This is a genomic window from Pseudarthrobacter sulfonivorans (assembly GCF_031454915.1).
GTDB classification, from domain to species: Bacteria; Actinomycetota; Actinomycetes; order Actinomycetales; family Micrococcaceae; genus Arthrobacter; species Arthrobacter sulfonivorans_C.
Genome location: NZ_JAVDRS010000006.1, coordinates 52,196 through 78,586 on the forward strand (window position 1 = coordinate 52,196; position 26,391 = coordinate 78,586).

Consider the following 26,391-nt stretch of genomic DNA (forward strand, 5'->3'; position numbering starts at 1 on the left):
ATGAGCACAGCACTGGAGCGGCCACGCCGCGGAAAAATTATCGGCGGCGTCTGCGCCGCGCTGGCAGCCCGCTTTGGACTGCCGAAGTTCCTGGTCAGGCTCGGCTTTGTGATCTTTGGCTTGGTGGGGATCGGCGAGATCGTCTACATCGCGCTGTGGATCATGATCCCGAAGGCCCCCGCATAAACCTCCGCCGGCGCATGCCCGTCAGGTACGGGCGTACGGCGGGACCACGTCCCCGGGGGCCAGCGGCTTGAACCACTGCTCGAAATGCAGATAGTCAGTGTTTGCGGGCACTTCGGGGCCGTCCGCTTCCGCCTCGGTGTAAAGGGCCTGGCTGTCAGCGTCCTCCAACAGGACTTCCTCAACCTGTAGCCGCCAGCCCTCCGGCAGGTCCAGTTCGTAGATGTCTTCGGTGATTTCCGCCTGGTCGAGAAGGCAGCGGACGGCCAGTTCGGCCGCGAGGCAGCCGGGAGCGGTCCAGCCGCGGCCCAGCGAAGCCGCGACGTCCGAGGCGACCACGATGAACCTCTGGGTGAATTTCGTGTCATAACTGGACGCAAACTGGGGCGGCAATGAGGAGAGCACCGAGGACCCGGCGATATCTGAGGGGGACACGGCATCCAGCCCGCGAAGCGTTTCGAGATCGCGGAAGAGCTGATCGATCAGAACGCCCGCCGAGTTCCAGAGGAGGCCTGCCAGCAGGCGGGTCTGGCTCACAGCTTTCTGCCGATCTTCAGCGGAGATGGCAGCCATTTCGGCCAGGTCTTCCGGATCAAACAGGAGCCGCTGTTCTTCGGTCATGTCATCCGGGTGCGGATCAAGGCCCAGAAGCTCCAGGCCCAGCCCGGTCAGTTTCCCGGCGTCAGCCAGCAGGTCCTGGGTAATGTCGTCTTCTTCGTCGGCATTCATGGCCCCGATGCTACCTGCCATCCGTCCACGGCCAGATTTGCGTTACGCGCCGTGAGAGGGATCGGCCGCGCAGCGGGAATGGCCTCTCGTTGGTGCCGGCCCGTGTGGTTTCTGCAATAACAACATTTGGCCTGACACCCTGAGAAAAGGAACAACGTGGCGGGAAACAAAACCTGGAATGAAATCTCCTCCTACTCCATCTTTGGTGCGTTAGTCCTGATCGGAACCGTGGCCCTCATGCTGTTCGGCAAAAACTCCCAGATGTCGCATGACATCGGCCCTTTGCTTGCCGGGCTGGCAGTGAGCATCTGCCTGTTCCGCTTCGGCACGCCTTGGCGGTGGCTTAGCTTCCTGGTCCTTGCATCATTCCTTGTCGTCGGCCCACTGTTGGGGCAGCCCGGACTTATATGGATGGGCGGATGCATTGCAGGGTCGCAATTTGGGGTCGCTTGGCGACTCTCGGCGGTAAAGCCACCGGTAAAGTCCCCGTGGACCGTCAACGGGCGTGGCATCGGCGCATTGATTGAGGCCCGAAAGGCGTCCAAGGAAGAGCTGCTCTTACTCGACGGCAACAAGCATGAGCGTGTCGTCGTCGAGCACGGTTCGGCACGCTTCGAGGTAGCCGGGTCATTGCCATCGAGACTGGTATGCCACCGGAATCCCGATGCCGACAACGACGCTTCCTGGGCGGTTTTGTCCCGGACCGGACACACTTCGGACGAGTCGGTGGAAGTTCCGATGGGCCGGATGAAGGGCTTGATTCCTTCGCAGTTCGTCCACGACGTTGGGTCGATCGAGGCGGCGCTGAACGACTTCCTGGAGAATCCAAAAGCGGAGTCACTGGATCCGGAATGGAACACGCTGTCAATCGCTTTTGACTTGCGCCTTCACTCGTAGGGCAAGCCCCTAATTCACCCCATCAGGCGGCGGGAGCCGCCTGGAAGTGTTTTTCGATGAGCCCCTTGATGTCGTCGTGGCAGCCGCCGCAGCCGGTGCCGGCGCGGGTTGCCTTGGATACCTCGGCCACGGTGGAGCAGCCGTCCTCAACGGCGCCCTGGATCTTGGCCCCGCTGACCCCCGCACACCGGCACACCGTACCTGCAGGATCGGCCGGGCCGGATGAAGCCAACTGGTCCGGCCCGTCCAGCCGCAGCAGCAGGGACCTGTCGGCCGGCAGCTCCGCACCACGCTCGAACAGGCCCACCAGTTCGGCGGCCGTCCGCGGCATACCCACCGAGACCAGGCCTTCGAGCACCCCGCCGCGGGTGGTCATCTTGACGTAACGGCCGTGTTCGGGGTCCGTCCACTGGGCGATCTGCAGGCGCGGGCGGCCATTGACGGCACCGGCCGTCAACGCTTCCTCGTCCCACGGATCGGCCGCGTTGTCCCCGGCCACGGCCATGTTCATGCCGCGGGCCTTGAGGACAATGACGCCGGCCTGTTCCTGCGGCAGTTCCTCCAGGGCGTCGGCTTCCTCCTGCGTGGCCGTGGCCAGCAGGGTCAGGTATTCGGCCAGCCATTCGGCCTGCCGCCAGCCCGGTCCCACCAGCCCGGAGGGGCCCTTCGCGGTGCGGCAGTCATTGCAGGCGGGGTCCGGGCAACGCACCTCGGCGCAGTCACCGATGGCGAAGATGTGCGGCTCGTGGTGCGCACGGAGCCGGTGGTCCACCAGGATTCCCGTGCCGGTGGACAGGCCGCAGCCCTCCGCGAGCTCGGTCCGCGGCCGGACGCCGCACGACAGGACCAGGAGGTCCCCGTCGATCGCGGAACCGTCATCGAGCAGCAATGCCGAGAAGCCGCCGTCGGGCGCATTGTGCTCCACACCGGTGGAGCGGGCGTTGCCGGCTATCCGGACGCCGCACCGGCGCAGGCTGGCCGCGAGAACGGCGCCGCCGCCGCGGTCGATGTTGCGTCCCAGCGGGTGAGGGCCGTTGTGCACAACGGTGACGGTGGCACCTTCCTCGGCCGCGGCGAGGGCTGTCTCCAGGCCCAGGACACCGCCGCCGAGAACCACCACGCGCTTGCCGCCGTCGACCGCTGCGCGCAAAACCGAAGCGTCGCGCAGGTCCCGCAGCGCCGTGACGCCGGCCGGAAGGACGGGGGAGGCGGGATCCGGGTTGATGCCGGTGAGGTTGGGGATTACCGGACGGGAGCCGGTGGCGAATACGAGGCGCTCGTAGTGGGCCGTGGTGCCGTCTGTAAGGACCACCTGCTGGCGGGCCCGGTCCACCCGGCGGACCCGCACGCCAAGGCGGACGTCCACGCCGTCGGCGATCAGGGCGGCCGCGTCAGAAAGCGCCAAGGCATCGGCGGTGGTGCGGCCCACGCCCAGGTCGGCGACCAGGACGCGGTTATAGGCGGCCTCTGCTTCTTCGCCCACCACGGTCAGGCGGACGTGCCCGTCGCGGACCGCTGGCAGCAGTTCATCGATCAGGCGGGCTGCCACCGGGCCGAATCCGACAATGACAATCTGCTCGCTCATGAGGCCTCCGTCGTTTGAAGAACGCTGTGCTGAAGTCCGTTGTGCTGAGGATCGCTAGGAGCCGCGGCCCGGACCCAAACCTTGTTGAACTTGAATTCGGGCATCCCGGAGATGGGGTCGGTGGCGGCTTCCGTCAGGCGGTTGGCGCTTTCGAGTTCCGGGAAGTGGAAGGGCAGGAACACCGTCTCCGGTCGGATGGCGGTGCTGAGTTCGGCGCGGCAGACCACCTCGCCGCGTTCGTTGGCCACCGAAACAAAGGCTCCTTCGGTGATGCCCATGGCGGCTGCGGCGGCCGGGTGCATCTGCACCTTCGCCTCGGGCTGGGTGGCCAGCAACTCGGACACGCGCCGGGTCTGGGCACCGGACTGGTAGTGCTCCAGGAGGCGGCCGGTGATGAGGGTCATGGTTTTGGCTGCCGGAACTGTGCCGTCCCCAACAGGGGGAGCCGGCGTCCGACGGCGGCGCGGCGTCACCGCGGTCATGACCGCCTTCCCGTGGGGGTGCGCAAAGGTGTCCAGGAAGAGCCGTGGCGTGCCTGTGCTGCCTGCGGGGTAGGGCCAGTAGGCCTCCTCGCCACGGTCCAGCATGGCGTAGTCGATGCCCGAGTAGTCGGCCAGTCCGCCGGCAGAGGCGAGGCGCAGCTCCTCGAACACCGTTTCCGGGTCCTCGCTGTAGCTGGAGGGGGCCTCGAGGGCTTCGGCCAGCCGGGCCATGATCCACAGCTCGCTGCGCGCGCCGGCAGGGGGCTGGATGGCCCGGCGGCGGCGCAGGACCCGTCCCTCTAGGTTGGTCAGGGTGCCCTCTTCCTCGGCCCACTGCAGGACAGGCAGGATGAGGTCGGCCTCGGCGGCGGTCTCGGACATAAAGAAGTCGCAGACCACCAGGAAGTCCAGGCTGCGGAGCCCGGCGATGACGGCGTTCGCGTCGGGGGAGGCCACCGCGATATTGGAGGCGTGCACAAGAAGGCACCGCACGCCGTCGGGCTGTCCCAGTGACTTCAGCAGCTGGACGGCGGGGAGTCCGGGGCCGGGAATGGTTTCTTCCGGGACGCCCCAGACGCCGGCCATGTGGGCGCGGGCGGCGGGATCGGTGATCTTGCGGTAGCCGGGGAGCTGGTCGGCCTTCTGGCCGTGTTCCCGTCCGCCCTGGCCGTTGCCCTGGCCGGTGAGCGTGCCGTAGCCGCTGCGCCGTGAGCCGGGCAGGCCCAGGAGGAGGCTGAGGTTGATCGCGGCGGTGGCGGTGTCGGTGCCGTCGACGTGCTGTTCCACGCCGCGGCCGGTGAGGATGTAGCTGCCGCCCTTGCGCGCGCCGTCGGCAAGCCGGCGCGCGGTTTCGCGGATGAGCTCCGCGGGCACGCCGGTGATCGACTGGACGCGCTCGGGCCAGTAGGCGTTGACGCTGCGGACCACTGCCTCGTAGCCGGTGGTGCGTGCCGCGATGAAGTCTTCGTCTGCCAGGCCTTCGTGGATGATCACGTGCGAGAGGCCCAGCAGGAGGGTGAGGTCGGTGCCCGGCAGTGGCTGCAGGTGAAGTCCGCCGCCGTCGGCCGTGAACTTTGCCGTGGCTGAACGGCGGGGATCCACCACGATCAGCCCGCCGGCGTCGCGGGCGCCTTGAAGGTGTTGCACAAACGGCGGCATGGTTTCGGCGACGTTGGAGCCCAGCATCAGGATGGTGCCGGCGGTGTCCAGGTCCGTGAGCGGGAACGGCAGGCCGCGGTCAACGCCGAAGGCCCGCATCCCGGCGGCCGCTGCGGAGGACATGCAGAACCGGCCGTTGTAGTCGATGCGCGAGGTGCCGAGGGCAAGCCGGGCGAACTTGCCCAGCATGTAGGCCTTCTCGTTGGTGAGGCCGCCGCCGCCGAATACGCCGACGGCGTCCTTTCCGTAGCGTGCCTGGGTGTCCTTGACCGCTTTGGTAACCAGGGCCAGGGCCTGGTCCCAGCCGATGGGGCGGTGGACGCCGTCTGCGCCCTTCAGGAGCGGTTCGGTAACGCGTCCGGCGTGGTTCAGGAGCGTGGCTGAGGTCCAGCCCTTCCGGCACAGCCCACCGCGGTTGGTGGGGAAGTCGCGTCCTTGGACTTCGAGGAGCGGGGCCTCGAAGGTGCCCGGCACGGCGGTTTCGGCAGGCACGGGGACTGACCCCGGCTCGGAAGCCGGGGTCAGTTCCGCTGGAGACGTGAGCGTCATGGCGCACTGCAGGGCGCAGTAAGGGCAGTGCGTGTCGGCGCTTTTGGTCATGTTAGACGTGTCCCATCGCATTTCGGTTGGCGTTGCGGATGTAGCAGAACCAGCACACAACCAGCATCAGGACATAGGCTCCGACGAAACCGTAGAACGCCGGGGTGTACGAGCCGCTGGCCGTGTTGGAGGCGTTCAGCACCTGCGGGATCACGAAGCCGCCGTAGGCGCCGATGGCCGAGATGAGGCCGAGAGCTGAGGAGGCGAGCCGCTGGGTGGCCACCGAGTTTGCACCGTTCCGGGCGGCCCGGCTGTTCGTGGCGAAGATGATGGGGATCATCCGGTACGTTGCGCCGTTGCCGAAGCCGCTGGCGGTGAAGAGCATCAGGAACAGGACCAGGAAGAGCCAGAAGTTCTTCAGCGGCAGGGTCCAGATCATGGTGAGCGTGATGACGGCCATGGAGGTGAAGGCTGCCACGGTCATCCGGGCGCCGCCCATGCGGTCAGCCATCCGGCCGCCGTAGGGACGGGCCAGCGAACCGACCAGCGGGCCGAGGAAGGCCAGCGAGAGCGCCACGGTGCCGACTCCGATGGAGGAGAACTCCGGGAAGTAGTCCTTGATGAGCTTCGGGAAGACGCCGGCGAAGCCGATGAACGAACCGAAGGTGCCGATGTACAGCAGCGCCATGATCCACAGGTGCGGTTCCTTCAGGGCGGCGACCGAGCCGGCCACGTCACCCTTGGCGCTGGTGAGGTTGTCCATGTACTTCCAGGCACCGAAAGCGGCGATCAGGATGAAGGGAACCCACATCCAGCCGGCCATGGGCAGGTTGACGCTGCCGACGGCGAGCAAGGTGATGACGATCGGGACGGCCAGCTGTGCCACGGCGGCACCCATGTTGCCGCCGGCGGCGTTCAGGCCGAGGGCCCAGCCCTTTTCGCGGGCGGGGTAGAAGAAGGTGATGTTGGCCATGGAGCTGGCGAAGTTGCCGCCGCCGAACCCGGCCAGGGCTGCCACGAACAGCATGACGCCGAAGGGGGTTTCGGGGTTGGAGACACACAGTCCCAGGCCGATGGCGGGGATCAGGAGCAGGAGAGCGGACACAATGGTCCAGTTCCGGCCGCCGAAGCGGGGAACCATAAACGTGTAGGGGATGCGGAGCGTGGCGCCTACCAGGCTGGGCATCGAGATCAGCCAGAAGATTTCCGACGTCGTGAACGTGAAGCCGGCTGACGGCAGTTGGACCACCACGATGGACCACAGCTGCCAGACCACGAAACCGAGGAACTCGGCGAAGATGGACCAGTTCAGGTTGCGGCGGGCGATCGCACGGCCGGCGGACTCCCACTGCTCTTTGTTCTCGGCGTTCCAGTTGGCGATCCAGCGGCCCGGGCGGAATTCAAGGGCGGGGGCATCGGTTGTACGGGTGGAGCCGGGCTGTGCGCTGGCGGATGAAGACACGCCTGCATGCAACGGGTCGGTGTCTATATCTACGGAATTGCCGGTGCCGGCATCTGCGCTGCGATCAACAGTCACGGTGTACCTCCTCTTGGGGGATGTTGTCCTTCCAAGGTAGAGAAGGTGCGTTTCGCGGACGGTCGCCGTTTGTTAACGCGCTGTGACATTTGCCTATCGGGGGTCCCGCGACGGTGTGAGGCGGCGTAGAGTGGCCAGAAATGAGACGAAGCCCACAAGTCCACATTCTGGACCTTTTGTCCATTGACTGGACGCCGGGAACTAATATTGAACTCTAACTAACGCGCGCCGGGCGTCCCCCGCGCCCGGACCGGTCCTCATGAAAGTGTTCATATGTCATCCACACAAACCACCGCGGAGCCAGGATCGCCGAAGGCGGTGAACACGCGCGGCCGCGTAATTGTGGCCAGCCTGATCGGCACCACCGTTGAGTTCTACGACTTCTACGTCTACGCGACCGCGGCTGTGCTGGTCTTCCCGGCACTGTTCTTCCCCAACCAGAACGAGACCACGCAGCTGCTGAGTTCCTTCGCTGTGTTCGGCGTGGCCTTCGTCGCCCGCCCGCTGGGGTCCATCGTTTTTGGCCACTTCGGTGACAAGTTCGGACGCAAGGGCACCCTGGTGGCCTCGCTGCTGACCATGGGAATTGCGACCTTCCTGATTGGCTGCCTGCCCACCGCCCTCGTTCCAGGCTGGCAGTTCTGGGCTCCGGCCCTCCTCGTGGTGATGCGTTTCGCCCAGGGCCTGGCCCTCGGCGGCGAGTGGAGCGGCGCGGCCCTGCTGGCCACCGAGAACGCCCCCGCCAACAAACGCGCCATCTACGGCACGTTCCCGCAGCTCGGCGCACCCATTGGCTTCATCATCGCCAACGTCATCTTCCTCGTTGCCAGCTACGCGCTGTCACCCGCCGACTTCCTCGCCTGGGGCTGGCGTGTGCCGTTCCTGATCAGCGCCGTGATGGTCATCATCGGGCTGTACGTCCGACTCAAGCTGATCGAAACGCCTGCCTTCACCAAGGTCCTCGAATCCAAAGAGGTTGCCAAGCTGCCCCTGGCCCGCGTCTTCAAGACCAGCTGGCGCCAGCTGATCCTGGGCACGTTCATCATGCTCGCCACGTACGTGCTCTTCTACCTGATGACCACGTTCACGCTGACGTACGGCACCCGCGCCTCGAGCCTGGATGCCGCCAAGGCAGCCGCGGAGAAGGCCGGCAAGCCCATGACCGAAGCCGCGGCCGCTGCGTTCGTTCCCGGGTTGGGCTTCACCCGGAACGACTTCCTCTGGATGCTGATTGCCGGCGTCGTGTTCTTCGGCATCTTCACCCTGATCTCTGGGCCGCTCGCCGAGAAGTACGGCCGCCGCAAGACGCTGCTGGCCGTGACCGCAGGCATCTTTGTGTTCGGCCTGCTGTTCGTCCCCCTCTTCAGCGGCGGCTTTGTGGGCACCATGGCCCTGCTGATCATCGGCTTCTCGCTGATGGGACTCACGTTCGGACCCATGGGCGCGGTCCTGCCGGAACTCTTCCCCACCAACGTCCGGTACACGGGTTCGGCCATCAGCTACAACTTCTCCAGCATCCTGGGCGCAGCGGTGGCACCGTTCATCGCCGTCTGGCTGTGGGAAATGGCGAAGGGCAGCCCGGTGCTGGTGGGTGTCTACCTCACCGCGATGTCAGTCCTGACGCTGTTCGCGCTGTTCGTGAGCAAGGAAACCAAGGACACCGATTACGAGAACAACGTAGCCTGACGTTCCAGCCCGCTTACTGCCGGAAATGCCCGGCGTGTTCCCTGATTTTCCGGGGAGCGCGCCGGGCATTTCTGTATCCGGGGCCAGGCAACTGGGCGGGAACGGACGACGGCGGGTCCGCCGCGCGTCCGTGAGGCTCAGCTTGCGTAGCGGGCCACGAAGTTCGTCAGGATCTTCATGGGCTCCGTGGCCGTGAACCGCCGCGCATCCGCCATGAGTTCCTCGGCGGACTCCGGCGGGAAGTAGCCGGCATGCCGGTAGATGTCGATCCTGGTGACCAGGCCCTCCGCGTCAAGCTCAGGGTGGAACTGCGTGGCGTACATGTTCTGCTTGATCCGGAACATGTGGACGGGGCAGGTCCGGGAGGATGCCAGCAGCACGGCGTGGGAAGGCAGCTTAGTGCAGGCCTCTTTGTGTCCGGTGAAGGCGGTGAATCGGCGCGGCATCCCGCGCAGGAGCGGATCCGCGAGCCCTTCCTGCGTCAGCTCGATTTCCACCCCGCCCAACTGTTCGCCGAAGGTCCTGTCGATGAGGGCGCCCTGGTGCCTTCCCAGTGTCCCAACCCCGTAGCAGGCGCCCAGAAACGGGAAGTCCTCAGCCACGATCCGGTCCAGCAGCCCGGCAAGCTCACGCTCCACCCGGTGCTGGGTAACGCTTTTCTTCTCTGCGGGGTCGCTGGAGGTGAAGGGACTGCCGCCCACGATCACGCCGGCATACTCAGCCAGGTCCAGGTCCGGCAGGGGAGCGGCCTCCAGCCGGATGCGGTGGAGCTGTTCCGGTGCCAGTCCGCCGTACCTCAGGTAGGCGGCATACTCGTCCTCAGCGGCGGCATCTTCCGCCCGGGAGGCCAATAGAAGGAAAGGCTTCACACGCTAAGTGTGCCCGGGCCCCCAGCTCAGCGCCAGTAAACCAATGTCAGCCCGGACTCAGCGTCCGGGCTGACACTGGTCCGGGCTGACCTGTGCCTGGTGACCGGTCTCCGCTGCCTCAGCGTCCGGCTGGTTCGCCGGCGGGCTGGGCCAGGGACCGCCGGGACTGCGGCCGGGCGGCGGGATCGGCATGCCGGTGGACCAGCTTCCAATAGCCTTCTTCGCGGCGGAAGACGCTGGTCACCCGGAGGGCAAACTCCTCGGTGAGCGAAGCACCTTCCAGGCGGGCCCGGAAGTGTTCGGTTTCCACCAGGTACGCCGTGTCACGGGCGGTGTACGACGTGATGGTCTCGAACCCGAGCATCTCGCCGTCCTGGAACTGCCGGGACGCCTGGTCCAGCCGGGCCTCCACCTGGGCCCAGCCGCGGGCAATGCCGCCGAACGGATTGGCCAGCGTGACGTCGTCAAGCCTGGAGTAGAGGTCCTTGACCGGCCCGGGATTGCCGCGGGTGATCTCCGGAACCGCCAGGTGGTAGCGGTCCACTTCTTCTTCGAAACTGGGTGCGAGCATGGGGTGCCTCCGGCGGGTCTAGTCTTCGATCGTGGCGATGACGGCGCCGGCCGAAACCGTCTCACCGGCCACTGCGCCGAGTCCGGTAATTGTCCCGGAACGGTGCGCGGTCAGGGGCTGTTCCATCTTCATGGCTTCCAGCACCACCACCAGGTCACCTTCGGCCACAACGTCGCCGTTGGCCACGGCGACCTTGACGATGGTGCCCTGCATGGGGGAGGTCAGGGAATCGCCGGTGGCGGCCGCAGCAGCGCCGCCCGAGCGGAGGCGCTTTTTGGACTTACCGGCCTTTGCGCCGCCGCCGGAACCGGTGCTGATGGAGCCCAGGGATGCCGGCAGGACCACTTCGAGGCGTTTGCCGCCAACTTCAACCACCACGCGCTGGCGTTCATCGGCGCCGTCAGCGGAAGCGCCTGCTCCGTCCGGCGTCCAGGCGGGCAGGTTGTTTTCGAATTCGGTTTCGATCCAGCGGGTATGGACCTTGAACGGCCCCTCGGCAGGGGCGAAATCGGGGTTGCTGACCACGGCCAGGTCAAACGGGATGACGGTGGGAATGCCTTCCACCACCATTTCCTCCAGTGCCCGCCGCGAACGCTGCAGGGCCTGGGCGCGGGTGGCGCCGGTGACGATCAGCTTGGAGAGCATCGAGTCGAAGTTGCCGCTGATGACATCGCCCTGCTCCACGCCGGAGTCAATCCGGATGCCGGGGCCCGTGGGGTTCTTGAGGGTAGTGATGGTTCCCGGCGCAGGCATGAAGTTGCGGCCCGGGTCCTCGCCGGTGATGCGGAATTCGATCGAGTGGCCGCGGACCTCGGGGTCGCCGTAACCCAGTTCCTCGCCGCGTGCCAGGCGGAACTGTTCGCGGACCAGGTCGATGCCCGTGACCTCTTCGGACACACAGTGCTCCACCTGCAGGCGGGTGTTGACCTCGAGGAAGGAGATGGTGCCGTCCTGGCCCACCAGGAACTCGCAGGTTCCGGCACCGAGGTAGCCGGCCTCCTTCAGGATCGCCTTGGAGGATTCGTACAGGCGGCGGTTCTGCTCTTCGGTGAGGAACGGGGCCGGGGCCTCTTCCACCAGTTTCTGGTTGCGGCGCTGCAGGGAGCAGTCGCGGGTGGAAACCACCACCACGTTGCCGTGGGCGTCCGCGAGGCACTGGGTTTCGACGTGGCGGGGGGCATCCAGGAAGCGCTCGATGAAGCACTCGCCACGGCCGAATGCCGCCGTTGCTTCACGGACGGCAGATTCGAAGAGTTCGGGGATTTCTTCGCGGGTGCGTGCCACTTTGATGCCGCGGCCGCCGCCGCCGAAGGCTGCCTTGATGGCCACGGGCAGGCCGAACTTGTCCACGAATTCGAGGATCTCCTCGGCCGAACGCACCGGATCGGCGGTGCCGGGGACCTGGGGTGCGCCCACTTTTTCGGCGATGTGGCGGGCCTGGACCTTGTCGCCGAGGGCGGAGATGGCGTCCGGGGACGGGCCGATCCAGGTGATGCCGGCTTCGATGACCTTGGCGGCGAACTGGGCGTTTTCAGCCAGGAATCCATAGCCGGGGTGGATGGCGTCGGCGCCGGACTGCCGGGCAGCGTCGATGATCTTATCCATCACCAGGTAGGATTCGGCAGCGGTGTTGCCACCCAGGGAGTAGGCCTCGTCTGCGAGCCGGACGTGCAGCGCGTCACGGTCCGGATCGGCGTATACAGCCACGGAGGCGATGCCTTCATCACGTGCCGCGCGGATGATCCGCACTGCGATTTCACCGCGGTTGGCGATCAGCACCTTGGTGAGGTTCGACTGCACGGGACTTGCGGACTGCTCCAAAATTGCTGACAAGGCGTCTCCTTCTTTCCTTCAGGGAGCCTAGCGCGATTTTGAGGGTTCCGCCGATATTACTTGCGGATTCCGCGTGTAAACGGGCAGGGCTTTGTAGGGAACCTACAAAGCCCTGCCGAATCGAGCCGATTATTGCGCAGGCCAAAGCTCCGTGATGCGCACGTTTGCCTGGCCCAGGAGCGCCCGCAACGTCGAAATGGAAAGCCCGACGACGGTATGCGGGTCCCCGTCGACCTTCCGGATGAATGCCCCGCCGAAGCCGTCGATGGTGAACGAGCCTGCACAGTGCAGCGGCTCGCCGGTGGCGATGTAGGCGTCGATTTCGTCCGGGTCCATTTCGGTGAAATGGACTTCGGCGGAGGTGACCGCCCCGAGCGTGGCGCCGGACCCTTGAACCTGTGCCCCGCCGTCGGACGCTGCGCCGGTGCCTGCCTCGTCGGACTCCTCGTCCTCGGACGTTTCGTCCGCCGCCGTCGCGCGGCAGTCCACCAGCCAGTGCCCGGTATGCAGCACCCCGCTGTTCCCGCTCATCCGGAGCATCCGTTCGCGGGCGACGCCGGCGGTGTACGGTTTGCCGTGCGACTCGCCGTCGAACTCAAACACGGAGTCGCAGCCTATCACCAGCGCTCCCTCCGCTTCCGGCAGCGCGGCCACGGCCTCGGCCTTGGCGCGGGCCAGCAGCAGCGCGGTATCGTGCGCATCCGTGACCCCATAGCGGGCCTGGACTGCGTCCTCATCCACGTCGGAGACCAGCACCGAGTGCTGGATACCGGCGTCTGCCAGGAGTTTGGTGCGGGCGGGGGACTGGGATGCCAGGATCAGTCGGGTCACGGGTTCAGCCTAGTGGACCGGCTGGGCGAGTTCCTGCGGCTCGTTTTCGAGGCGTTCCAGCCGGGCGCCTTCCACATCCACGTCCGGGAGGATCCGGTCCAGCCACTTCGGCAGCCACCAGGTCTTTTCGCCGAGCAGGTACATCACGGCCGGAACGATGGTCATCCGGACCACAAAGGCGTCCAGCAGCACACCGAAGGCCATGGCGAAGCCCAGTGGCCGGACCATGGTCAGGTGGCTGAAGATAAAGCCGGCAAACACGCTGACCATGATGATGGCGGCGGCGGTCACCACGGCGCCGGCATGGCTGAAGCCGATGCGCACGGCCTTCTTGGCCGGGGCGCCGTGCATGTAGGACTCACGCATGCCGGAGGCGATGAACACCTGGTAGTCCATGGCCAGGCCGAACAGCACACCGATGAGGATGATCGGCAGGAAGCTCAGGACGGCGCCGGGATTCGCGACGTCGAAGACTGCGCCCAGCCAGCCCCACTGGTAGACGGCCACCACCAGGCCGAAGGCGGCGGCCAGCGACAACAGGAAGCCGCCGGTTGCCAGCAGCGGAACCACGATGGAGCGGAACACCAGGAGCAAGAGGATCAGGGAAAGCCCGACGACGATCGCCAGGTAGGGCGGCAGGGCGTCGCCGAGTTTCGTGGAGACATCGATATTGCCGGCCGTCTGGCCGGTCAGCCCGATGGTAACCCCGGTTTCGGCCTGGATCTGCGCGCCGCGTTCGCGGAGTTCGCTCACCACCTGCACCGTGCCTGCCTTGGCCGGACCTTCTTCCGGGATGACCTGGAAAACGGCGGTGCGGCGGTCTTCGCTCAGGGCCACCGGAACGGCGGCCACCACGTTGTCCACGCCCCGGATCAGGTCCGCGACGTCGTACTGCAGATCCTGGGCCCGGGTTTCGTCCAGGCCGGCAGGAAATTCGCCCACCACCACGATGGGGCCGGTAACGCCCTCGCCGAAGCTGCGGGCCGTGACGTCGTAGGCCTGGTAGGCCTCGGAATCGACCGGTTCGGAGCCGCCGTCGGGCAGCGCGAGCTGAAGCTGCGCGGCAGGCAGGGCCAGGGTGCCCAGCAGGAGGACGCCGGCGACAAGCGCCACGATGGGGTGCCTTGTCACCAGGCCGCCCCAGCCACGGGTGCTCTTCGCTTCGTCCTTGGCCTGGTCTGCAACCTCATGGCCGGCCTCGGCGTTGTGGGCATCGGCCTTGGCCCAGGCCCGCCGGGAAATAATGCGCCGCCCGGTCACGGACAGCATGGCCGGCGTCAGCGAGAGCGCCACCAGGACGGCTACCGCCACCGTGCCGGCCGCCGCCAGGCCCATCACGCTCAGGAACGGCAGGCCCGGTACCACCAGGGCAGCCAGGGCGATGATGACGGTCAGGCCGGCAAAGAGCACAGCGTTGCCTGACGTCCCCGTGGCGCGGGCCACGGATTCCTCCGGGTCCATGCCCGCGAGGAGCTGGGTCCGGTGCCGGTTGACGATGAAGAGGGAGTAGTCAATGCCCACGGCCAGTCCAAGCATCAGGGCGAGCATGGGGGAGATGGAGCTCATCTCGAATGCTCCGGACAGGGCGAAGGTGATGCCCACGCCAACCCCGACGCCGATCACGGCCATGAGCAGGGGCAGTCCGGCGGCGATCAGGGTGCCGAGCATCAGGATGAGGACCAGGGCGGCCACGGCGATGCCGATGATTTCGGCGGTGCCGAAGAGTTCCGAGATGTCTTCGGTGATTTCCTTGCTGGCCAGTGCGGTGACACCGGCGGCCGAGGTTTTGTGAGCGATGTCCTGGACCTGCTGGCGAACTGCGGGCGTGAGGGCGTTGATGGAGGTATTGAACTGCACCTGGGCCACCGCAGCCTGGTTGTCCGCCGACACAAACCGGATCCCGGCGGAGGCTTCGGCCTGCCGTTTGCCGAGGTCCAGCTTGGCCTTTGCGGCTTCCAATTCCTTCGTGCCGGCAGCAAGCTGTGCCTGGCCTTGGGCCAGGGCGGCCTTCTGCTGTCCCAGCTGGGACTCGATCACGGCGGCGGGGGCGCCGGCGGCGGTGAGTTGCTGCTCCGCGGCACCCAGCTGCGCTGCACCGGCGTCGAGCTCTGCTTTTGAGGCGTCGAGGCGGGCCTGGCCGGCGGCGAGCTGCTGCTCACCGTCAGTGATGGCCTGTCCGGCCTGGTCCAGCTGCGCCTGCGTTGCGAACGGATCCACTGTGGCTTTGACGTCCGGCAGGTCCCCGAGTTCGTCAAGGGCTGCCGTGACGGCGGCCTTGCTCTGGTCGGTGAAGCCGCCCGCGGGGGCTTCGAACACGATGCTGGCGGAGCCGCCCGAAGCCGACGGGAGTTCCTGCTTCAGCTTGTCCGCGATGCGTTGGGTCTCGGTGCCGGGAATCTGGAAGTTGTTGGAAAGTGTGCCGTGGAAGGCTGCGGCGGAGCCGCCAACCGCCACCAGGACGGCAAGCCAGAGCGAGATGACCAGCCAGCGGTGACGGTAGGAGAACTTGCCGAGGCGGTAGAGCAGCAGGGCCATGTCAGAGCCGTTCTTTGAGGTGGGTGGTGGGTGCAGTTATGGGGCGGCGGTGGCCGGGCTGTCGAAGCCGGAGCCCAGATGGCCCATGGCATCAATCAGCAGTTGGCGCAGGACGGCGAGCGAGGCGGGGGAGAGGTCGGCGCCGCATTCGTTGAACCACACGTCCATGGCGGCCCGTCCGCAGGAGATGACAGAACCGGCCAGGGCACGCAGGTAGAGCTCGTCGACGGCGGCGCCCGGGGTTCTGGCGAATCGTTCGCGGGCCGCGCTGATGATTTGTTCGGTGCAGTGGTCCCAGGCCTCAAGTTCGGAGCGGGACAAGAGTGCGTTCTCCTGGGTCAGGGTGAACAGCTCGGCCAGGGGCGCCACGGTCATGGGATCCGCCAGTTGCATGAGGGCGGCGCGCGCGGATTCAAGGATGGGTTCGTCGGCAGGGCGCTGCCGGAACTGCTGCAGGGCGCTGTCAAGGAACCCGTGCGTCACCGCGGCCAGCGCGGCTTCGATGCTGCTGAAGTAGTTGAAGAAGGTCCGGCGCGAGATCCCTGCCAGCTCGGCAATGTCTTCCACGGTGAAGTTCCCTGGGCCTTTGCCGCGCAGCAGTCTTAGAGCGGCGTCGGTGATGGCCTGGTGGGTGGCGGCCTTGTTGAGCTCACGGCGCGAGAGGAGTTCGGGCATGAAGTTACACTACGTGCAAGTTTGCACATCGGGCAAATAAATTCACAGGAAGGTGAAAGGTTCCCGACAGCTTCCCCTGATGCTGCCGCCGGAGACTGGGAGAGTCCCTTTCGGGACACACGGCCAGCCGTCACCGGACGGCAGATCCAGGAGACAGAAATGGTACGAAAGAAGAGAATTACCGTCGGCCTGACGGCCGCCGCACTGGCCCTCGGTGCGGGGTTCGGCATAGCCGGCGTGGCTTCGGCAACCACAACGCCGACGCCCAGCCCGAGCGCCAGTTCGACGACGCCGTCGGATGGCAGCAGCACCGCACCCGGTGACGGCAAAGGCGGGCGGGGCGGCCACGGGCATGGCGGTTTCGGAGGCTTCGGTGGTACGGCCGCCGCGGAACTTGCCACCAAGCTCGGTGTGGACGAGGCCAAGGTGACGGATGCGCTGAAGGCGTTCCGGGAAGCCAACAAGCCCACCACAAAACGGGCAGAGGGAACCAGGCCGGACCCCGCGGTCAAGCAGGCCGAGCTCGCCAAATCCCTCGCGGCTGCCCTCGGCATCGACGAGGCGAAGGTGACGTCGGCGCTGGCGGAGCTGCGGACCGCTGAGCAGGCAGAACGGGCCGCGGCGTTGAAGACCAGGCTGGACAAGGCGGTCACCGACGGCAAGCTGACGCAGGCTGAGGCGGATGCTGTGACCAAGGCAGTGGAGAACGGGGTGATCGGCGGCGGCGGACGTTAACGAAAAACACCCCGCCCCCAAGGGAGTTTTTGTCCAGATAATGCCTCTTTTTGCCGTCTTAGGGCGCATTATCTGGACAAAAACTCGAGGGGCGGGGTGTTTTTTGGCGTGGCTGCTGCGGTGGCGTCAGGCCTTCGCGTCGGCCAGTTCGCGTCCGGCTTCGGCCGCGTCAGCACCCCGGACGGCGGCGGAGGGATCCGCGGTGGCGGAGTCGTCGTCGTCCGCGAACGGGTTGCCGTTGCGGGGGGCGTTGTAGAGCGTCTCGTCCAGGATGCCCTGGCGCTTGGACACGATGGCCGGGACGAGGGCTTGGCCAGCCACGTTGAGCGCGGTGCGGCCCATGTCCAGGATGGGGTCGACGGCCAGCAGGAGGCCGACGCCGGCGAGCGGCAGTCCCAGCGTGGAGAGCGTCAGGGTGAGCATCACCACGGCGCCGGTGGTACCGGCAGTAGCTGCCGAGCCGAGAACGGAAACCAGGGCGATCAGCAGGTAGTGGCTGAGGTCCAGCTGGACGCCGAAGAACTGGGCCACAAAGATGGCGGAGATGGCCGGGTAGATCGCGGCGCAGCCGTCCATTTTGGTGGTGGCGCCCAGCGGCACGGCGAAGGAGGCGTACGCGCGGGGAACGCCCAGGTTGCGTTCGGTGACGCGCTGGGTCAGCGGCAGGGTTCCGATGGAGGAGCGGGACACAAAGGCCAGCTGCACGGCCGGCCAGACGCCGGAGAAGTACTGCCTGACGGACAGCCCGTGGCTTCGGACCAGGACCGGGTAGACAACAAACATCACCAGGGCCAGGCCAACGTAGATGGCGAACGTAAACTTGCCGAGCGCACCGATGGTGTCCCAGCCGTAAACGGCTACGGCGTTGCCGATCAGGCCCACGGTGCCGAGGGGAGCAATCCGGATGATCCACCAGAGGACCTTCTGGATGACGGCCAGTGCGGAAGCGTTCAGGGTCAGGAACGGCTCAGCAGCCTTGCCCACCTTGAGGGCGGCCACGCCAACGGCAATGGCGATCACCAGGATCTGGAGCACGTTGAAGCTGACTGCGGTGGTGACGGCGCCGGCTTCAGCCACCGTGGAGCTGGCGCCGAGGCCCAGGAAGTTCTTGGGGAACAGCCCCGTGAGGAAGGCCCACCAGTTGCCCACCTTGCTGGGCGCTTCGCCCTCTCCGGTGATGCCGGTGTTCGCGCCGGGCTGCAGGAGCACTCCAAGCCCAATGCCGATCAGGACCGCGATCAGCGACGTGATGGCGAACCACAGCAGGGTGTTCCAGGCCAGCTTGGCGGCGTTGGACACCTGGCGCAGGTTCGAGATGGAACTGACCACGGCCGTGAAGATCAACGGGACAACGGCGGTCTGCAGCAGCGAGATGTAGCTCGAGCCGATGGTCTGCAGCGTGGCGCCGAGACCGTTGGGGGCTTCCTTGGTGCTGCCGGTGTACTTGGCCAGCAGGCCGAGGCCCAGGCCCACAATGAGGGCGGCGATGATCTGGAAACCGAACGAGCCAGCCCACTTGGGCAGCTGGAAGCCGGACTTTCCTGCGGATTCGGGGGTGCGGGTTTGAGTGCTCACCAGAACACGCTAGGGCGCAGGCTCTTATCACGGCGAACGGATGTTGAGAAATGTTACGCCGCCACATTTCGATTCGCGCCCTGAAATCCCCGATATACCGGCGTCATACAAGGTAATTGTGAAGTTATTCCCGTGCCGGATGTGGCAAACGTCTCGCGTTGCGCGCGGCGACATGGCCGCCTTCCACGCGTGCTGCTCCTTCGTCGCTCTGACGCACGCTTTCGGAAGACGCCCACGGCGCCGCGCTAAAGGGGCGGGGGAACGGCATCCGGCAGCGTGCGTCTAAGCGAGGAACGAGCGAGCACGCAGAGGATGGCTTTCCCCCGCGGCTACCCGAGGAGCGCCCGCCTGAGGGTATCGAGGCCTACTGAGCCGATCTTCAGGGCCTTGGTGTGGAAGGCCTTAAGGTCGAAGCCGGGCCGGGATTCGAGGTCGGCGCGGATCTGTTCCCAGAGGCGCTGGCCCACCTTGTAGGACGGGGCCTGGCCGGGCCAGCCGAGGTACCGGGTGAATTCGAAGTTGAGCTGGCCTTCGCTGATGGCCAGGTTGTCCTTGAGGAAGTCGTAGCCCTTGTCCGGTGTCCAGGTTCCGCTGCCCCAGCGCTTGGGGATCTCGAGCTCGAGGTGGACGCCAATGTCGAACACCACGCGGGCTGCGCGCATCCGCTGCATGTCCAGCATGCCCATGTGGTCGCCCGGATCGGAGAGGTAGCCGAGTTCCTGCATCAGCTTTTCGGCGTACAGGGCCCAGCCCTCGCCGTGGCCGGAGGTCCAGCAGACGTTGCGCCGCCACTTGTTGAGCAGCTCCCGCCGGTACGTGGCGGTGGCCACCTGGAGATGGTGGCCAGGTACACCTTCATGGAAGACCGTGGTGGTTTCGGCCCACGTGGTGAAGGTGTCTTCGCCGGCGGGAACGGACCACCACATCCGGCCGGGCCGGCTGAAGTCATCGGAGGGGCCGGTGTAGTAGATGCCGCCCTCATCGGTGGGGGCGATCAAACATTCGAGCTTCTTCATCACGTCCGGGATGTCGAAATGCACGCCGGCAAGATCGGCCACGGCCTTGTCCGAGAGCTCCTGCATCCACGCCTTGAGGGCGTCCGTGCCCTTCAGCTGGCGTGCGGGGTCGTTGTTGAGGACCTCCTTCGCCTCCGCGATGGTGGCCCCTGGCTTGATGGCGGCGGCCACGTCTTCCTGCTCGGCGATGAGTCGGTCCAGTTCCTGGACGCCCCATGCGTAGGTCTCTTCAAGGTCGACGGCGGCGCCAAGGAAAGAGCGCGAGGCCAGCGCGTAACGTTCGCGGCCGACGGCGTCCTTCGCCGGGGCAGCAGGCAGCAGTTCCGTGCGGAGGAAGTCCGCCAGCTCCCGGTATGCGCCGCGCGCAGCCTCAGCACCGGCGTCGAGCTTTTCCTGCACGGACGTTTCGAGGGGGCCGTCAGCGGTCCGCGCCGCGGCGGCGAGCTTGGCGAAGAAGCCGTCGTCGGCGGCGTATTTGGTGGTCTGCTCGATGACGATGGAGACCTGGCGTGCCGCCGATACCTTGCCCTTGTCCCGCGCCTGGCGAAGGGATTCGATGTAGCCGGCCAGGGCGCCGGGAACGTTCAGGGCGCGGCCGGCGATGTGCGCCCAGTCCTCCGCGGTGTCAGTGGGCATCAGGTCAAAAATGGCCCGGATGTCCTGCGCGGGGGAGGCGATGTTGTTCAGGTCCGCTTCGTCCCAGCCGGACGCGTGGATTTCCAACTGCAGGCCAAGGCGCTCGCGCATGGCGTCCAGCGTGACGGCATCCACGTCATCCTGCGGTGCCAGGCCCTCCAAGGCCGCCAGGGCTCCCCGGGCTTCCGCCGCGAATTCGGCGATGCCGGCCGGGGAGTAATCCGGGTACTCGGTCTCGTGGCCGGGCAGCCCCAGGGTGGTGGCAAAGGACGGATTCAACCGGATGAGCGTGTCGGTATAGTCATCCGCCACGGCATCGATGGCGGAGTGCGGACGAACGGCAGATGGGGTTTCGGTAGTCACCCCACGAGCCTAACCCCGGCTTCGCTTCCAGGCGCCGGGACCCGGCGTCGGCGCGAGCCGAAGTTGCTGCCGGCGCACCCAGTGCCGGACGGTGGGCTTATTGGCCTCCTCAGCGTCCGTGCCGCCCAGGGAAAGCACGACGGCGGTCAGTGCCGCGAGTTCCTCGACCGACGGTTCGCCTTTGACCACGGACAGCAGCGGTTGGGCACTTTCCGCCGCCGGCTCGTCGTCGGCGACCTCGACCGCAGGGTTCTGGTCTTCGATCACAGCGGGATGTTCCCGTGCTTCTTGGTGGGCAGGCTGGCCCGTTTGTCGCGGAGCGCGCGCAGTCCCTTGATGATCTGGGCCCTGGTTTCGGACGGTGCGATGACCGCGTCCACGTAGCCCAGCTCGGCAGCCTGGTAGGGGTTCAGCAGCTCCTCTTCGTACTGCCGGATCACCTCGGCACGGCGGGCCTCAACATCCCCGCCTGCCTCGGCAACGGCCGCCAGGTCGCGGCGGTACAGGATGTTGACCGCACCCTGGGCGCCCATCACACCGATCTGCGCTGTGGGCCAGGCCAGGTTCAGGTCGGCACCGAGTTTCTTGGAACCCATCACGATGTACGCTCCGCCGTAGGCCTTGCGGGTGATGACGGTCAGTTTGGGGACGGTGGCCTCGGCGTACGCGTACAGCAGTTTGGCGCCGCGGCGGATGATGCCCTGGAACTCCTGGTCCTTGCCGGGCAGGAAGCCCGGAACATCCACCAGCGTGATGATGGGGATGTTGAAGGCGTCGCAGTTCCGGACGAAGCGGGCGGCCTTTTCGGAGGCGGCGATGTCCAGGGTGCCGGCGAACTGCAGGGGCTGGTTGGCCACAATCCCCACGGTGTGTCCCTCAACCCGGCCGTAACCGATCATCACGTTGGGGGCGTACAGGGACTGCATTTCCAGGAAGTGCGCGTCATCGACGATCTGTTCGATGACGGTGCGCATGTCGTAGGGCTGGTTGGCCGAGTCGGGGACGAGGGCATCCAGGGCGAGGTCGTCGTCGTCGACCTCGAGCTCCTGCTGGTGCTCCAGCACCGGGGCCTCGGAGAGGTTGTTGGACGGCAGGAAGTCCAGTAGTTCGCGGACGAAGCCGATCGCGTCGGCTTCGTCGGAGGCAAGGTAGGTGGACGTACCTGTGGTGGCGTTGTGTTGCCGGGCGCCGCCCAGGGTCTCCATGTCCACATCTTCGCCAGTGACGGTCTTGATGACGTCGGGGCCGGTGATGAACATGTGCGAGGTCTTGTCCACCATCACTACATAGTCCGTGAGCGCGGGGGAGTAGGCGGCGCCGCCGGCGGACGGCCCCATGATGAGGGAGATCTGCGGGACCACACCGGAGGCATGGACGTTGTTGCGGAAGATGTCCGCAAACATGGCCAGCGAGGCAACACCTTCCTGGATGCGGGCGCCGCCGCCATCGAGGATGCCCACCACCGGGCAGCCGTTGCGCAGGGCGAACTCCTGGACCTTGACGATCTTCTCGCCGTTGACCTGGCTCAGCGACCCGCCGTAGACGGAGAAATCCTGGCTGTAAACCGCTACCGGACGCCCGTCCACCGTGCCGTAGCCGGAGACCAGCCCGTCACCGAGCGGCTTCTTCTTTTCCATGCCGAAGGCGGTGGAGCGGTGGACTGCCAGCGCGTCCAGCTCCACAAAGGAGCCTTCATCCAGCAGGAGCTCCACGCGCTCGCGGGCAGTGTTCTTGCCACGGGCGTGCTGCTTTTCGATGGCTTCGGGGCCGGATGGCTGCTCTGCACGGGCCTGGCGGTCGCGGAAGTCGGCGATTTTTCCCGCTGTCGTGGTCAGATCGTGGCTCATCAAGTGTCTCCGGCTCTGTAGCAGATTGGTGCTGTAACAAATATGGGGCTGCGTGGGGTGGTGGTTGGCAGGTCACGTGTGGATTTAAGTAGCTTCCACACAAAAAACGAACCTTGCTGGCTAGTCTAATGACGCTTCTGCGCGGCACGGCTGTAGAAAACCTACAATTTTCCGTCGCATCCGGCGGCCAAGACGCATGTTACTGGTCAGTAACATATCTCGGCTACAGTGGAGGCCATGACTTCCAGCAACGATGCCGCAACTCCGAACCGGGCCGCCTCCGCAACGCCGTACCGGGCCGCCGGTTCCCTGCGGGGCCGCACCATTCTGATGTCCGGCGGCAGCCGCGGCATCGGGTTGGCCATTGCCACCCGGGCCGCGCAGGACGGCGCCAACATTGTCCTGTTGGCCAAGACAGACCAGCCGCACGCCACGCTCGCCGGCACCGTCCACAGTGCTGCCGAACAGATCGAGGCAGCCGGCGGCCAGGCCCTGGCCATCGTGGGTGACGTCCGCAACGACGAGGACGTCGCCGGCGCCGTGGCGGCCGCCGCCGAGCGATTCGGCGGGATCGACGTGGTGATCAACAACGCCTCCGCCATCGATCTGTCCACCACGGACCACGTCGACATGAAGCGCTACGACCTGATGCAGGACATCAACGTCCGCGGGACCTTCCTGCTGTCCAAGCTCTCGCTGCCTGCATTGCGCCAGTCCGGCAACGGCCACATCCTGACACTCTCACCGCCCCTTAACCTCGACCCCAAGTGGGCCGGCAGGCACCTTGCGTACACCATGGCCAAATACGGCATGAGCCTGACCACCCTGGGCCTGGCCGAGGAGCTCAAGAACGATCGAATCAACGTCAACTCCCTGTGGCCCTGCACGCTCATCGATACCGCCGCCATCCGTAACATGCCCGGTGGCGAGGCGATCGTGCAGGCAGCCCGTGGTCCCCAGATCATGGCCGACGCGGCCCACGCCATCCTGACCGGCAGTAATCAGGCCGGCACCCCGCTTGCGGGCAAGGGCTCGGCCAGCGGCAACTTTTACACGGACGAGCAGGTGCTCAAGGCGGCGGGAGTCACCGACTTCCGGCCCTACAGTCTCGGGGCCGCCGAGGAGCAGCTGGTTCCTGACATTTTTCTCTGAAACCCGTTCCAGTCATGTGGCCGCCGGAAGAGCCGCCGGCAGCGCCTGAGTCGATAGGATTCAAGCATGGCTGACTCACACACCCCAGGAAGTCCGTTGAACCGCGGAGCCCTCGCGGACCAGGATTTCCTGGCCGCCACCGGCATCGCGAAAATGGTTGTGGTGGACTCCACCGGGTCCACCAACGCGGATCTCCTGCGCGCTGTGACCGTTGAGCCTAAAGAGTGGCCTGACCTGTCAGTGCTGACTGCTGAATACCAGACCGCAGCACGAGGGCGGCTGGACCGGAGCTGGGAAGCGCCGCCGCTGAGCTCCGTTTCGGTGTCCATAGTCCTGCGCCCGGTGAACGCGGAGGGCAGGCCTTTGCCCACGCACACTTATTCATGGCTTTCCCTTTTAGGCGCCCTGGCGCTGCGGCAGACGCTGCTGGAGACGGCCGGCATTCCGGCTGAGCTCAAATGGCCCAATGATGTCCTGGTCCGCGGCCGCAAGATCGCCGGGATCCTGGCCCAGATGGGGCCCATGGGCGACGGTTCCGTACCGGCGGTCATCCTGGGGACTGGCCTGAATGTGACACTGACGTCCGCGGAACTGCCGGTGCCCACCGCCACCTCCGTGGCACTTGAACAGCCGCTGACTGTTGACCGGACCCAGTTGCTCAAGAGCTACCTGGCGCACTTTGCCTTGCTCTACCGCAGTTTCTGCAATGCCGACGGCGACCCCACCGCAGGGATGGCCGGTGGCCCTTCGCTCCACAAGCGGGTGGAGTCCGTGATGGTCACGTTGGGCAGCCAGGTGCGCGCCCAGCTGCCGGGTGACCACGAGCTCATCGGGCATGCAACGAGGCTGGATGAGTACGGCTCGCTGCTCGTGGTGGATAAAGACGCCCGGGAGCATGTGGTGACGGCCGGCGATGTGGTGCACCTGCGTCCGTGGACCCCGCCGGGCCAGGGTACCGAAGGCGGCTATGCGTAAAGGCCTCGTGCCGGGCGAACAGGTCATTACCATCACGCGTCCGCAACCGAGGAAACTGGCCGGACCGGCCGCAGCCTTCATCGCCGCGCCGGCCGCTGCTGCTTTCACCAGCGCCTGGACCCTGCGGGGGGAGGCTACCCGCCTGGTGCCGGCAGTTTCGGCGGACTGGACCCCGTGGATCGTGCTTGCCTGCGTGCTGACGGCGGCGTGGATATGGTTGACCTACTGCCTTCCCCGGCTGCTGCGGTGGCAGGGAACCCGGTACATCCTCACCAGCCGGAGGATTGTGGCCCGCTACGGCATGGTGCGGCGCCGCGACGAGCAGGTCAATCTTGCCTCGGTCCGCAACGTGACTGTCCACCAGTCGGTGGTGCAGCGCATATTGCGCTCCGGGAATATATCCTTGGAAACCGGGTATCAAAGTGTGGTGACCATCCTGGACGTCCCGGAAGCCGCACGGTTCCGGGACTTTGTGCTGGATGCGGTTGCTGAGCTCCCTATGGGCAGGAGCTCAGAGACTGACGAAATGTCTGACTATGCCGATGACATATTGCCTTGGGAGTTGAGAGAAGGTGGACACGATGAACGATGAGGACCAACAGGGCCAGCCGGCCCTGCCAGCCCCCGCGGCTGATAGTGCCCACCCTCCAACCGGCACGCTGTCCGTCGAGCGGCTGGCGGCCAAAGCACTCGAGACCCAGCTCCTGGGCGGCGAACGTAAGCTGCGGCGCCGTGAGGTGGCCGCAGGGGCCGGGTTGTCGCTCCTGTCTGCGCGGAAGCTGTGGCGTGCCCTGGGTTTCCCGAACTTCGGCGACGATGACGTGGCCTTCACCGAACGTGACCAGGCAGCGCTTTCTACGGTGGTGGACCTGGTCCGCTCCGGGGTCCTGACCGAGGAGGCCGCCATCTCGGTGACGCGGTCCATCGGGCAGATGACCGACCGCATGGTGGTCTGGCAGATCGAGGCCCTCGTGGAGGACATGGTCCACGAGCAGGGTGTCACCGATGCCGTGGCCCGCAAGCGCCTGGTCCAGGAACTGCCTGCCCTGCTGGACGCGCTGGAGCACATGCTCGTCTACTCGTGGCGGAGGCAGCTCAACGCCGGCGTCCAGCGGCTGGCCGTCCGCGCTGAGGCCGGCCTGCAGGCCAGTGAAGAAGGCCGCGAAGGCGACGAAGACGACGCTCCGCTGCCCCTGGCACGCGCGGTGGGCTTCGCTGACCTGGTTTCCTACACCAGCCTGTCCCGCCGGATGAATGAAAAGACGCTCGCCCGGCTGGTCCAGCGCTTTGAGAACAAATGTGCGGAGATCATCTCCGTGGGTGGTGGCCGGCTGGTCAAGACTGTCGGCGACGAAGTCCTCTACATCGCGGAAACGCCTGCTGCCGGCGCCGAAATATCGCTCGCCCTGGCGCAGGCATTCACCGAGGACGAGATCCTCCCCGAAGCGCGCGTGGCGATGGTCTGGGGACGGATCCTGTCACGGCTCGGTGATATCTACGGCCCCACGGTCAACCTTGCAGCGCGGCTCACCACCCTGGCTGACCCGGGCACGGTCCTGATTGACTCCATGACGGCGTCCGCGCTGGACCGGGACGAACGCTTCGTCCTGGTTCCGCAGCCCGCCGAAAACGTGCGCGGGTTCGGCGAAATCCACCCGGTGCGGCTGGAGCGCGGCGAAGGCAAGGGCCTGGTTCTCGACTAGGACTTAACGTCGGCCAGACCGCGATGCGGGGTGTCGCATGCACTGAGGACACGGGCGTGCGATCTCCCGGGGTGCGGGTTTGTCCAGTTGATGGTGTATCGCGCTATAGTGGCGGCGTGGTGCGGTGGTGGAGGGGAGTGCTCCCCATCGCGGGTGGGTGTTGGGCTGGGTAGGCTGGCGTCGGAAGTAGGTGCCGTTCTGCTTGCTTCGGGCCCTGCGCGCCGGGTGTGGGTGGTCAGAAAGTTGTCAGGATTATTCCGGTGTCTCTATGGGGGAGT

22 protein-coding genes are annotated in these 26,391 nt (G+C 66.2%); 8 read left to right on the forward strand and 14 right to left on the reverse strand.

From position 1 onward, the window contains the following. Positions 1-186, forward strand: coding sequence for a PspC domain-containing protein (locus J2808_RS14225; RefSeq protein ID WP_309817766.1), 186 nt, complete (start codon positions 1-3; stop codon positions 184-186). Between the two features lie 21 nt (positions 187-207). Here J2808_RS14225 and J2808_RS14230 read toward each other — a convergent pair whose 3' ends face one another. Then, the gene (locus tag J2808_RS14230; protein ID WP_309817771.1) at positions 208-912 is read right to left on the reverse strand and encodes a hypothetical protein; all 705 of its coding nucleotides are present in this window, start codon (positions 910-912) and stop codon (positions 208-210) included. A gap of 156 nt (positions 913-1,068) precedes the next feature. On the opposite strand from J2808_RS14230, the gene J2808_RS14235 reads away from it, so the two are divergent. Next, a complete protein-coding gene (locus J2808_RS14235) occupies positions 1,069-1,809 on the forward strand; it encodes a hypothetical protein (RefSeq protein ID WP_309817773.1) in 741 nt (246 codons plus the stop codon). Positions 1,810-1,831: 22 nt separating this feature from the next. Here J2808_RS14235 and J2808_RS14240 read toward each other — a convergent pair whose 3' ends face one another. From J2808_RS14240 to J2808_RS14250, 3 genes are read right to left on the reverse strand one after another with little or no spacing between them, the layout of a single operon-like run. Then, positions 1,832-3,394, reverse strand: coding sequence for an FAD-dependent oxidoreductase (locus tag J2808_RS14240; protein ID WP_309817776.1), 1,563 nt, complete (start codon positions 3,392-3,394; stop codon positions 1,832-1,834). Further along, on the reverse strand, positions 3,391-5,634 hold the full coding sequence (locus tag J2808_RS14245; protein ID WP_309817779.1) for a molybdopterin oxidoreductase family protein: 2,244 nt from the start codon (positions 5,632-5,634) through the stop codon (positions 3,391-3,393). Before J2808_RS14245 ends, J2808_RS14240 begins: the two co-directional genes overlap by 4 nt. A gap of 1 nt (position 5,635) precedes the next feature. Further along, the gene (locus J2808_RS14250; protein ID WP_309817782.1) at positions 5,636-7,111 is read right to left on the reverse strand and encodes an MFS transporter; all 1,476 of its coding nucleotides are present in this window, start codon (positions 7,109-7,111) and stop codon (positions 5,636-5,638) included. 273 nt (positions 7,112-7,384) lie between these two features. Here J2808_RS14250 and J2808_RS14255 point away from each other — a divergent pair, with 273 nt between their 5' ends. Continuing rightward, positions 7,385-8,797 (forward strand): MFS transporter, encoded by a 1,413-nt coding sequence (locus tag J2808_RS14255; protein ID WP_309817785.1) that lies wholly within the window; start codon positions 7,385-7,387, stop codon positions 8,795-8,797. Positions 8,798-8,934: 137 nt separating this feature from the next. On the opposite strand, the gene J2808_RS14260 is transcribed toward J2808_RS14255, so the two are convergent. The 6 genes from J2808_RS14260 to J2808_RS14285 all read right to left on the reverse strand — a co-directional run bounded on the left by J2808_RS14260 (position 8,935) and on the right by J2808_RS14285 (position 16,111). After that, positions 8,935-9,666, reverse strand: a complete 732-nt coding sequence (locus tag J2808_RS14260; RefSeq protein ID WP_309817788.1) for a glutamine amidotransferase — start codon at positions 9,664-9,666, stop codon at positions 8,935-8,937. A 118-nt stretch (positions 9,667-9,784) separates the two neighbouring features. After that, positions 9,785-10,237, reverse strand: a complete 453-nt coding sequence (locus tag J2808_RS14265) for a YybH family protein (protein ID WP_309817791.1) — start codon at positions 10,235-10,237, stop codon at positions 9,785-9,787. Positions 10,238-10,255: 18 nt separating this feature from the next. Further along, positions 10,256-12,070, reverse strand: coding sequence for an acetyl/propionyl/methylcrotonyl-CoA carboxylase subunit alpha (locus J2808_RS14270; protein ID WP_309817794.1), 1,815 nt, complete (start codon positions 12,068-12,070; stop codon positions 10,256-10,258). Positions 12,071-12,199: 129 nt separating this feature from the next. Further along, positions 12,200-12,901 carry a Maf family protein gene (locus J2808_RS14275; protein ID WP_309817797.1) on the reverse strand — a complete coding sequence of 234 codons (702 nt, stop codon included), beginning with the start codon at positions 12,899-12,901 and terminating at the stop codon, positions 12,200-12,202. 9 nt (positions 12,902-12,910) lie between these two features. Further along, positions 12,911-15,436 carry an MMPL family transporter gene (locus tag J2808_RS14280; protein WP_309817801.1) on the reverse strand — a complete coding sequence of 842 codons (2,526 nt, stop codon included), beginning with the start codon at positions 15,434-15,436 and terminating at the stop codon, positions 12,911-12,913. A 36-nt stretch (positions 15,437-15,472) separates the two neighbouring features. Further along, entirely contained in the window at positions 15,473-16,111 is a 639-nt protein-coding gene (locus J2808_RS14285) for a TetR/AcrR family transcriptional regulator (RefSeq protein WP_309817802.1), read from the reverse strand. Between the two features lie 159 nt (positions 16,112-16,270). Between J2808_RS14285 and J2808_RS14290 the strand changes: the two genes are divergently transcribed. After that, positions 16,271-16,846, forward strand: a complete 576-nt coding sequence (locus J2808_RS14290; protein WP_309817805.1) for a hypothetical protein — start codon at positions 16,271-16,273, stop codon at positions 16,844-16,846. A gap of 126 nt (positions 16,847-16,972) precedes the next feature. Here J2808_RS14290 and J2808_RS14295 read toward each other — a convergent pair whose 3' ends face one another. The 4 genes from J2808_RS14295 to J2808_RS14310 form a co-directional block, all read right to left on the reverse strand. Then, on the reverse strand, positions 16,973-18,421 hold the full coding sequence (locus J2808_RS14295) for a dicarboxylate/amino acid:cation symporter (protein WP_309817808.1): 1,449 nt from the start codon (positions 18,419-18,421) through the stop codon (positions 16,973-16,975). 329 nt (positions 18,422-18,750) lie between these two features. Next, positions 18,751-20,436 (reverse strand): DUF885 domain-containing protein, encoded by a 1,686-nt coding sequence (locus tag J2808_RS14300; RefSeq protein ID WP_309817810.1) that lies wholly within the window; start codon positions 20,434-20,436, stop codon positions 18,751-18,753. A 9-nt stretch (positions 20,437-20,445) separates the two neighbouring features. Next, complete coding sequence (locus J2808_RS14305; RefSeq protein ID WP_397428061.1) at positions 20,446-20,703, reverse strand: acyl-CoA carboxylase subunit epsilon; 258 nt, start codon at positions 20,701-20,703, stop codon at positions 20,446-20,448. Further along, a complete protein-coding gene (locus J2808_RS14310) occupies positions 20,700-22,283 on the reverse strand; it encodes an acyl-CoA carboxylase subunit beta (protein ID WP_309817812.1) in 1,584 nt (527 codons plus the stop codon). The genes J2808_RS14305 and J2808_RS14310 overlap by 4 nt, the downstream gene beginning before the upstream one ends. A gap of 237 nt (positions 22,284-22,520) precedes the next feature. Here J2808_RS14310 and J2808_RS14315 point away from each other — a divergent pair, with 237 nt between their 5' ends. The 4 genes from J2808_RS14315 (at position 22,521) to J2808_RS14330 (ending at position 26,113) form a co-directional block, all read left to right on the forward strand. Next, complete coding sequence (locus tag J2808_RS14315; RefSeq protein WP_309817814.1) at positions 22,521-23,435, forward strand: SDR family oxidoreductase; 915 nt, start codon at positions 22,521-22,523, stop codon at positions 23,433-23,435. A gap of 66 nt (positions 23,436-23,501) precedes the next feature. Then, positions 23,502-24,410: a biotin--[acetyl-CoA-carboxylase] ligase gene (locus tag J2808_RS14320; RefSeq protein WP_309817816.1), complete on the forward strand. Its 909-nt coding sequence runs from the start codon at positions 23,502-23,504 to the stop codon at positions 24,408-24,410. Beyond that, positions 24,403-25,002: a PH domain-containing protein gene (locus J2808_RS14325; protein ID WP_309817818.1), complete on the forward strand. Its 600-nt coding sequence runs from the start codon at positions 24,403-24,405 to the stop codon at positions 25,000-25,002. Before J2808_RS14320 ends, J2808_RS14325 begins: the two co-directional genes overlap by 8 nt. Further along, positions 24,992-26,113 carry an adenylate/guanylate cyclase domain-containing protein gene (locus J2808_RS14330; protein WP_309817820.1) on the forward strand — a complete coding sequence of 374 codons (1,122 nt, stop codon included), beginning with the start codon at positions 24,992-24,994 and terminating at the stop codon, positions 26,111-26,113. The genes J2808_RS14325 and J2808_RS14330 overlap by 11 nt, the downstream gene beginning before the upstream one ends. Positions 26,114-26,391 lie beyond the last annotated feature (278 nt).

Excerpts from the sequence above, each read along its gene's own strand:
- J2808_RS14225 (WP_309817766.1), top strand. The coding sequence starts at position 1 with ATGAGCACAGCACTGGAGCGGCCACGCCGCGGAAAAATTATCGGCGGC.
- J2808_RS14230 (WP_309817771.1), bottom strand. The coding sequence starts at position 912 with ATGAATGCCGACGAAGAAGACGACATTACCCAGGACCTGCTGGCTGAC.
- J2808_RS14240 (WP_309817776.1), bottom strand. The coding sequence starts at position 3,394 with ATGAGCGAGCAGATTGTCATTGTCGGATTCGGCCCGGTGGCAGCCCGC.
- J2808_RS14245 (WP_309817779.1), bottom strand. The coding sequence starts at position 5,634 with ATGACCAAAAGCGCCGACACGCACTGCCCTTACTGCGCCCTGCAGTGC.
- J2808_RS14255 (WP_309817785.1), top strand. The coding sequence starts at position 7,385 with ATGTCATCCACACAAACCACCGCGGAGCCAGGATCGCCGAAGGCGGTG.
- J2808_RS14265 (WP_309817791.1), bottom strand. The coding sequence starts at position 10,237 with ATGCTCGCACCCAGTTTCGAAGAAGAAGTGGACCGCTACCACCTGGCG.
- J2808_RS14280 (WP_309817801.1), bottom strand. The coding sequence starts at position 15,436 with ATGGCCCTGCTGCTCTACCGCCTCGGCAAGTTCTCCTACCGTCACCGC.
- J2808_RS14285 (WP_309817802.1), bottom strand. The coding sequence starts at position 16,111 with ATGCCCGAACTCCTCTCGCGCCGTGAGCTCAACAAGGCCGCCACCCAC.
- J2808_RS14290 (WP_309817805.1), top strand. The coding sequence starts at position 16,271 with ATGGTACGAAAGAAGAGAATTACCGTCGGCCTGACGGCCGCCGCACTG.
- J2808_RS14310 (WP_309817812.1), bottom strand. The coding sequence starts at position 22,283 with ATGAGCCACGATCTGACCACGACAGCGGGAAAAATCGCCGACTTCCGC.
- J2808_RS14315 (WP_309817814.1), top strand. The coding sequence starts at position 22,521 with ATGACTTCCAGCAACGATGCCGCAACTCCGAACCGGGCCGCCTCCGCA.
- J2808_RS14320 (WP_309817816.1), top strand. The coding sequence starts at position 23,502 with ATGGCTGACTCACACACCCCAGGAAGTCCGTTGAACCGCGGAGCCCTC.
- J2808_RS14325 (WP_309817818.1), top strand. The coding sequence starts at position 24,403 with ATGCGTAAAGGCCTCGTGCCGGGCGAACAGGTCATTACCATCACGCGT.
- J2808_RS14330 (WP_309817820.1), top strand. The coding sequence starts at position 24,992 with ATGAACGATGAGGACCAACAGGGCCAGCCGGCCCTGCCAGCCCCCGCG.